The organism is Arenibacter certesii DSM 19833 (assembly GCF_000429545.1).
Taxonomy (GTDB): Bacteria; Bacteroidota; Bacteroidia; order Flavobacteriales; family Flavobacteriaceae; genus Arenibacter; species Arenibacter certesii.
In genome coordinates, this window is sequence record NZ_AUCB01000065.1 from 1 (window position 1) to 8,569 (window position 8,569).

An 8,569-nucleotide genomic window follows, 5' to 3' on the forward strand; every position below is an offset into this window, starting at 1 on the left:
AACTCTTCATCGTTGATTCTTAAATTACTTCGATCAACCATTAAAAGCTAAATGCCCAGCTCGTATTTTCGGTTTCTTTTTTCAATATCCCCGATCTGTCGCCAGATCAGAAATACGCTGTCTTTACAATATGTCCAAGAACTTATTTGTCTTTTATTTTCGCTCCGTTTCCGTAAGCGGCTGCAAATATACAACCTCTTTTTAAACTGACAAACCTTTTTTTAGAAAAACTTCGTTTTCTTTTTTAGCTTGTCAAATCGGTCCGGAATTTCAAAAAACGCGGCGATCTTAATCGCCTGCTCGCTCACGCGCTAATCGCGTCGTGCAAATCTACGCCCCTTTTTCGATATAACAACCCTTTTTGAAATCTTTTTTCGACTTTTTTTGAAGCCAAAATACAAATCCCTGAAAAACAGGTTTTTGCTACTTCAAAAAAGGAAGAACAAGATAATACATTTTTTAGAATTACCAAAAAAGAAATATGGCTACTTATAAACTTCCTCTCTACATCCTATAGAACTCCTTTAGAAGACAAAATCATAAAATGCCTTCTTTAGAGCTGATTCCCCCATCTAATTCGTTGTATTAATACTATCCTTATCTTTATTATTTGCGCTATCCTTCCAGATATTACTTAGGGTTGCATAATCAAATTCCAATACAGACGGTTGTCTTTCCAGCGTAAAGTCTGCAAATGCACGTTGTAGAATATCCTCTATTAGATAATCCTCATGAACTACATCGGGCCTAAACTCTTCTTTAATACTTATACTGAACATTTTTGCAGTGGTATTGTACCAGAAGGCTCGCCAACCACTTCGCAGTTCCTTTACTAGGTCAAAAGCCGTAGTACCGGTTTGCCTATATATCAGCTTTACCAAAATCTGCCCTTCACTACGGGTCAACTTCTTTAACTCCTCAGAAAATTCTTCTTCAATAAACTTCTGAACTTTACGTGTAAATCTTTTCTTATGCCTATTCTTCTTAATATACACTAGGCTATCATTCAGTTCTACCAGTCTTTCAGCGGCCAATTTTGCATATGGATACACTTTTATCGTCCTTCTCCTTAAAATATAATAGCGAAGCTTATCATTATAATTTTGAAATTTCAGCTTACCAAAAACATAAACTTCATTCAAGGCTATAGAACTCTGCATAACGGAATCCCCCTCCATAATAATATATTGTTGGGAAATGGAGTCCATTGGTTCATCCGGAACCTGGGAAACACCCAAGAATCCAATAAATCCACACAACATAATTAATATTTTTCTTACCATCGCATTCTAAATCTCTAAACCTGCGCCAAAATTAACGATAAAGCCAGCAGGATATTATTAAATAAAAGTGAATATTGTTAAGTTTGCATTTAAACTATAAGTAAATGAGCACAAAGAAAATTCTTAATAAGAAATCTATTGATTTTTTAGAGAAATACTTAAATAATGCGTCTCCTACCGGCTATGAGTGGGAAGGCCAAAAATTATGGATGGAATATATAAGACCTTATGTGGACACTTATATTACGGATACCTATGGTACCGCAGTAGGAGTCATCAATCCTGATGCAAAATACAAGGTAGTTATTGAAGGGCATTCCGATGAAATTTCATGGTATGTTAACTATATTACCGACAACGGTCTTATATATGTTATTCGAAATGGAGGCAGTGACCATCAAATTGCACCTTCGAAATGGGTCAATATCCATACTAAAAATGGAATTGTAAAGGGTGTATTTGGATGGCCGGCCATACACACCAGGGATAACTCTAAGGAAGAGCCACCAAAATTGGACAACATCTTTATAGACGTAGGCGCCAAGGACAAGGCAGAGGTAGAGAAATTAGGGGTGCACGTTGGCTGTGTGATTACTTATCCTGATGAATTTCAAATTTTAAATGAGGACAAATACGTTTGCCGCGCTATTGATAACCGTATTGGCGGTTTTATGATTGCAGAGGTTGCACGACTATTGCATGAAAATAAAAAAGAATTGCCCTTTGGATTGTACATTACCAACTCCGTTCAGGAAGAGATTGGCCTAAGAGGGGCCGAAATGATCACCCATACTATTAAACCTAATGTAGCTATAGTGACTGATGTGTGCCACGATACTACCACTCCTATGATCGAGAAAAAGAAACAAGGGCACACAGAGATTGGCGCAGGCCCCGTAATTTCCTATGCTCCGGCTGTACAAAACAAGCTAAGGGAACGTATAATTGAAACCGCGGAAGCTAATAAAATTCCATTTCAACGTATGGCGTCCTCAAGACATACAGGAACAGATACCGATGCTTTTGCCTATAGCAATGGCGGAGTGGCCTCTGCTTTAATATCATTGCCACTACGGTATATGCACACTACAGTAGAAACCGTACATAAGGATGATGTGGAAAATGTGATTAGATTAATTTATGAGACAATTCTAAATATTAAGCCAGACGAAACTTTTAGCTACTTCGATTAAGCTAGAAACTATAAAATCCTCCCCGAAAGGGAGGATTTTTTTAAACCTTTTATTATTTAGAGAGCATAAGTCGCCCTGGAGATTACAATTGCTTTAAGAACTGATCTACATCATTAAAACTATATTCTGTTTGTCCCCCTTTTATCATATCCCTAACCACGAAGGAATGTGCTTCCAACTCCTTTTCTCCAATCAATACCACGTATGGTACATTTAAGTTATTAGCATATTTCATTTGCTTTTGCATTTTGGCGCTTGAGGGATATAAATCTGCTCTTATACCATTTTTCCTAAGTTGATTTACCAACTTTAACGATACCATTGCTTCTTTATCTCCAAAATTCACACAGAGTACCTGCAACGAACTATCCGCAGTTTCGGGGAAAAGCCCCAACTCTTCCAACACCAAGTAAATTCGATCTAGACCAAAGGATATACCGATTCCGCTTACATCCTTTAAACCAAAAATTCCTGTAAGGTCATCATATCGTCCTCCACCTCCTATAGAGCCCATACTTACCCCTTCTGGAGCTGCTACTTCAAAAATAGCTCCAGTGTAATAATTAAGCCCCCTTGCCAGTGTAACATCAATTTTTAAATTGGCGGACTGTAAACCTAACGATTCCAAAGCCTCAATAATAAAGGTAAGTTCCTCTACCCCTTTTGTTCCTAGGTCTGACTCTCTTAACAATTCACCAAGGATATTAAGTTGCTCTAGATTGGTTCCCTTAAGAGAAAATAAAGGCGACGCTTTTTCAATAGCCGATTCTGAAATTCCTTTTTCACCCATTTCCTTGGAAACACCTTCTATTCCAATTTTATCCAGTTTGTCTAGAGCTACGGTAAAATCGATCAATCTATCGCTTTCGCCAATAACCTCAGCAATACCAGCTAGGACCTTTCTATTGTTCAGTTTTATAGTTACTCCCTCTAACTTTAAATCAGTAAAAACAGCATCATATAATTGTACTAATTCTATCTCCTGTAATAAGGAGTCGGACCCCACAACGTCAGCATCGCATTGAAAAAACTCTCTAAACCTTCCTTTCTGTGGTCTATCGGCTCGCCATACAGGCTGAATTTGATATCTTTTAAAAGGAAAGCTAATCTCGTTCTGATGCATTACCACATAACGGGCAAAAGGCACAGTTAGATCATAACGCAATGCTTTTTCCGATATTTTAAACGTAAGCGAATTAGAATCTTTTTTGGTCAATACTTCTTCGTCAACCTTTCTCAGGTAATCTCCCGAGTTCAATATTTTAAAGATCAGGCGATCTCCTTCTTCCCCATACTTTCCCATAAGGGTATCCGAATTCTCAAACGAGGGAGTTTCGATTGGCTGAAATCCAAAAGTTTTAAAATGCTTCTTTATCACATCCATGATATAATTACGCTTATTCACTTCGGACGGGGAGAAATCTCGTGTTCCCTTCGCTATAGATGGTTTCTGTGCCATGATCTAAATTCTATTGTAACTTGATTGATATTCTATTTTCGTATTAATATTGGTGTATTTAACCTATTAATTGATCAAACCACTGATAAAGTTCACCTTTGGTTATAACTGCCCCTTGCTTAATAAGGTTAAATTTATCCAGATTTTTGTCCTCTGAATAGACTTTAGATGCCGTTAAATATTCCACAAAGTCGGAGTTATAATTTTTCTTAAACCAGGCAAAACCTTCCTTGGTGGTTAGGTCAATATCAGGATTCAATACCTTCACCGAAATAAGTTTTATTTCCTTTTCTAATAATTGGAACAGGTACATATGTTGAGCCGAAATATTTTCAAGGTATTCTATCTTGGATAGCACGCCTTCCCAAATAAGGTCACTAAACACATCTAACTCATCTTCCGCAACATGAGGTTTTTCCCTTTTTAAGGTTTCCCATTCATCAGCAGTAATCGACTGGGTTGCTAAAAAATTAATAAATTCTTGGTGTAGTTCTTCCAGTTGTTCCTTAGTAAGTCTTGTATACTTCATTTATAACAATTTTACATTGGGTACTTCTTATTAACCCCTCTGTCTATCCCAGCGCCCGTAATTGGCGGTAGCGCCTAATAATTTGCAAAAATAAGAAGGCTTAGCGATTTGCACGCCCTTTTAAGAATCAATTAAAGAAATAACATTAGAAAAAAGATCCAATCCCTTGAAAATCTTGTTTTTTAATATGAAAGTATAAAAGGTAAAACACCCAACTCCAACTGAGAGCACCATTAATTAAGGCGTTAAATAAGTGAAAAACACCTCACTACCTAGATGTCTTCATGAGTATACACTGGATTTAAATTTTATTTCAATAAAAATCAACCACATGATTTTGCATTCCTAGTTATTAAAATTTAATTTGGTAATCGGATATTTCAGCAGAATATACCATGCCATCAATTCCTTTTGGCATACCCATATCATAGGGAGAAGGGGATATCCATGTACTCTTAACCCCTTCTATTTCCATAGTACCTTCAGGGTTTATTGTAGCAAATGCATACAACGGATCCTTGTATGCTCCTATATGCGGAAGATTAGCATACTCCTCATAAAGTTCTTTTGGAAAACGTTCCATGCTTTTATATTTATCCGATAACCATTGATAAGACATACTATTGATATCTACATAATCAATTCCATTCTGATGAAAATGATAATCCAAGTGATTATGTCCGTTTAAACAACAGATTACCTTCTCTTTATAAAATTCCATAATTTTCTGAAGCGTTAGGCGATTTTTAACACCCCCTTGGTAGTGCCATAAACTTTGATGTGAAAATACTAATGTTGGAAACTTTGTGGCTTCCAAATCGGCTTTAAACCATTCTATTTGTTCATTGTCTATATATGTTCTTGCACTATCATCTATATAAAAATTGGCGTTTTTGTAGTCTATAAACTTCCCATCTTGATATAAAAAATTAGCATCTAGCACTATAAAATGATAGCCCTCAAAATCATACGAATAATAGGTTTTTGGCATCTCCCAGAAATCCAGCATTTCCTCCTTAGAATTTTTATCCATATCATGATTGCCCAAAACATGATACTTGGGCCCTTTAAACTGTTCCCAAATATCTAAAAAGCCTTTGTTTTTAGTCTCTGCAAAACAGAAGTCCCCCATTTGAATAATAAAATCTACTTTCCTATCTATAGCCTTATTTATAAAAGTTTCTAAACGTTGATCGGCATCGGGCATTAAATCCTTATGTACATCGGATACGATACCAAAACTCAATGGTCTTTTACTTAGTTCAGAAAAAAGTGATGGTGTAAAAGATAATAGTGTGGAAGGCACCAATGAAGCGGTTGCTCCTACTCCTACACGATTAATAAATTCTCGACGTTTCATCCAATTCAATTTATTAGCTAATCATTTACTGTTATACTTACTTCTATTCCTGAATAAAGACATGTACTCCTTTCTTATTCGAGGTCACAATATCGATCTTCCCATCTCCATTGAGATCTCCCGTAGTAAACTGTCGTCCCACCCCGGAATTATCATCTATTAAATAAGGAACCAATTCTACCGAACCATTTGGATGTCTCAAAGTTTTAAACCAATATAGTACGGCTGGATCTTCGGCTCCTGGATCACGTCCATTATGGGCATAATAGCATTTCCCAGTGATGATATCTAATATGCCATCATTATCAATATCCGCAACTTCAAGAGCATGCAATTGACTAAAAGAAACCCCATAAGGATTATCTGCTGCCCTATCAGTCATCACAACATGTTCCTTAAAACTGATTTTTGCATTGTTCTCAATTTGCTCAAACCAAGAAAGTCCATATCCATGCCCGTCCATGGACGTCACCACGTCATTATCTCCATCGCCATCAATATCAAAAGCATACATTTGGGCGCCTCCTGTTCCAGGAGAAAATGGATATTCATGATAAATCCAAGGAGTGCTTTTATCCCAGTCTTCTGGTTGCTCCCACCATCCACTTTTCTCAATTATATCCATCAGTCCATCCCCATTAATATCTCCCGCTCCTAAACCATGGGAATACACAGGAAAACGTTGAGGGTCTTTTTCGGAAATAGATAGAGCTAACCAATCTTCTCTGTTATTTAAAGGAGGCATACCTAAAACCAACCTTCCTTCGCTGAAAGCAAGAAGTTCATTTCTTCCATCTCCTGTTACATCCACAAAAGCAGGAGATTCATGGCAAACATTCCTCAGAGCGTTCAAATAAGTTGGTCCTTCTACCATTACCGAAGAAAGAGGTAGCGATATTTTAGCGGGATCTTTAACCCATTTACTATCCGTACCTGGAACCCCTACTTGAAGGATATCTATCCAACGGTTCCCATCTATGTGAGAAGGGAATGTGAAAAAATTAGTAGAATAACCCTCTAAGCCCGGACCGGTTATAGGAAAGTATTTTACAGGGGCATAGGCAAAAGCTTCCTTAAAATCGGGGCCTTTCCACCATATAGAACCAGCAATAATATCTAGGTGTCCATCGTCATCTATATCTGCAATAGAGGCTCCTTCGGAAACGTACTTGTCCGACAACTGAATTTTTTCAAAAGACACCAATGTAGGAGGCACTTCCTTTACCTGCCCCTTTAAAGAAACAAGTATTAAATAAGGTATAATTGATAAGGTGTGTTTAAAGAATTTCATTTAGTTTATAAACTATTTTAATGTCTTGATAAATGCCAACAGATCAGAAACCTGTTCGTCCGAATAGCTATCAATCAGCCCTTTGGGCATAAAGGAACGTCCACCCAGGAAACCTTCGAACCTAATTTCAGATGCTTGGACAAACTGTTTGGTACCTCCCATAAATCCGATGGTAGTCCCTCTTTCGTCCTTTTTAACTAAATATCCTTCTATATTGCTCCCATCGTTCTTGGTAACCCTATAGATTGCATAGCTACTTTCCAAAGCGGCATCGGGATCTAGAATTGCCGTTAAAAGGGCTTCGTTCTCCCTCAAGGCTGATCCATCCAGGGCTGGTGCATAGTCATATCCTTTATCCCCTACACTATGGCATAAGAGACAGGTTTGAAATAACTTTTCACCATTTTCGGGATTACCTTCCCCCTTCTCCGCAATCGCCATAAATCGTTCCAATCTGGACTCCAAGCCTTTCTTTTCCTCTTCTGCCCTCTTTTTAACCTGTTCAAAAAGATCAACTCCCCTTTTATCCTCTGTATCGGATTGGTATACTCTTTCTGCACTTGAATAGTCGAATTCGTTGGCACTGATCAGCTCCTTATCTAGCAACTCCTTTAAAAGCGTCCCTCCTTCTTTGGAAGAGGCTATTATTTGAACCACGCTCTTCTTTTGGGCTACATCCAAATTGGGCAGCCAGTTCTCCATAATATTATGAGCAGAATTTACATCTGCAATAGCTACCGACTGTACCGCAGAAGCCCTTAACTCGATATCCAGCTCATCCATTTTTGCAATTTGGATAAAAGTAGCTTTGTTTTCAGAAGGACTTTTCCTAAGTGCAGACATCACCAAATTAATCATTTCCGGGGAAGAGGTATTTTTGATCAACGGCAAAACATCATTTCTTAAGCCATCTACATTTAGTTTCCCTACGGCTTCCAATCCCAACATCTGCTTGGAGAGATCCCCACTTTTCAATAAGGATTTTATAGGGCCTTTTAATGTGTTCGTCAATTCCTTGGATTGTACCGATCCTAAATTTTTTAAGGTAAGGGATACATGTTCTACCGCCTTATTATTATCCTCCAACACTGGCCGAACACTATTCAGTACATTTCGGTTATCCAGCATTCCCGCCACAATCTTAAAGGTAGGCTCGTCCAGGTCCTTGTTATCCATTTTCTTCCAAAGATCTACGAAAATCCGCTCCCTTTCTGGTTTGGATAGTGCCTGACTGGCCCATATTAAATTGGAACTCTCGTAATCGTTAGCTGTAGGAGACTGGATAAAGGCCAATAATTCTTTTGGATAATTCTCAAGGGCTTTTCTAGCAAGGTACCTTTCAAAATTACGCTCATAAGCCCCGCCCATGGCATTGCCTTCTAGAGGTGGATTACAAGCTGCTACTAGCAAACCAATGGTCTGCGCATTCGCCATATCTACCGCCTCCAACGTCC

General features: G+C 38.0%; 7 protein-coding genes. 1 reads left to right on the forward strand and 6 read right to left on the reverse strand.

The genetic code is table 11. The features are described from left to right. Positions 1 to 572 precede the first annotated feature (572 nt). Positions 573 to 1,283 (reverse strand): DUF4294 domain-containing protein, encoded by a 711-nt coding sequence (locus tag G466_RS0118560; RefSeq protein WP_026814967.1) that lies wholly within the window; start codon positions 1,281 to 1,283, stop codon positions 573 to 575. A gap of 104 nt (positions 1,284 to 1,387) precedes the next feature. Between G466_RS0118560 and G466_RS0118565 the strand changes: the two genes are divergently transcribed. Continuing rightward, positions 1,388 to 2,476 carry a M42 family metallopeptidase gene (locus G466_RS0118565; RefSeq protein ID WP_026814968.1) on the forward strand — a complete coding sequence of 363 codons (1,089 nt, stop codon included), beginning with the start codon at positions 1,388 to 1,390 and terminating at the stop codon, positions 2,474 to 2,476. An 82-nt stretch (positions 2,477 to 2,558) separates the two neighbouring features. On the opposite strand, the gene hisS is transcribed toward G466_RS0118565, so the two are convergent. The 5 genes from hisS to G466_RS0118590 all read right to left on the reverse strand — a co-directional run. Beyond that, the gene (gene hisS / locus G466_RS0118570; RefSeq protein ID WP_026814969.1) at positions 2,559 to 3,935 is read right to left on the reverse strand and encodes a histidine--tRNA ligase; all 1,377 of its coding nucleotides are present in this window, start codon (positions 3,933 to 3,935) and stop codon (positions 2,559 to 2,561) included. 58 nt (positions 3,936 to 3,993) lie between these two features. Beyond that, complete coding sequence (locus G466_RS0118575; RefSeq protein ID WP_026814970.1) at positions 3,994 to 4,464, reverse strand: DUF6495 family protein; 471 nt, start codon at positions 4,462 to 4,464, stop codon at positions 3,994 to 3,996. A 352-nt stretch (positions 4,465 to 4,816) separates the two neighbouring features. Beyond that, complete coding sequence (locus tag G466_RS0118580; RefSeq protein ID WP_026814971.1) at positions 4,817 to 5,824, reverse strand: metallophosphoesterase family protein; 1,008 nt, start codon at positions 5,822 to 5,824, stop codon at positions 4,817 to 4,819. 43 nt (positions 5,825 to 5,867) lie between these two features. Continuing rightward, positions 5,868 to 7,115, reverse strand: a complete 1,248-nt coding sequence (locus G466_RS22700) for an FG-GAP repeat domain-containing protein (RefSeq protein WP_051315775.1) — start codon at positions 7,113 to 7,115, stop codon at positions 5,868 to 5,870. A 12-nt stretch (positions 7,116 to 7,127) separates the two neighbouring features. Next, the coding region (locus G466_RS0118590; protein WP_026814972.1) for a c-type cytochrome at positions 7,128 to 8,569 on the reverse strand (1,442 nt) is incomplete at its 5' end.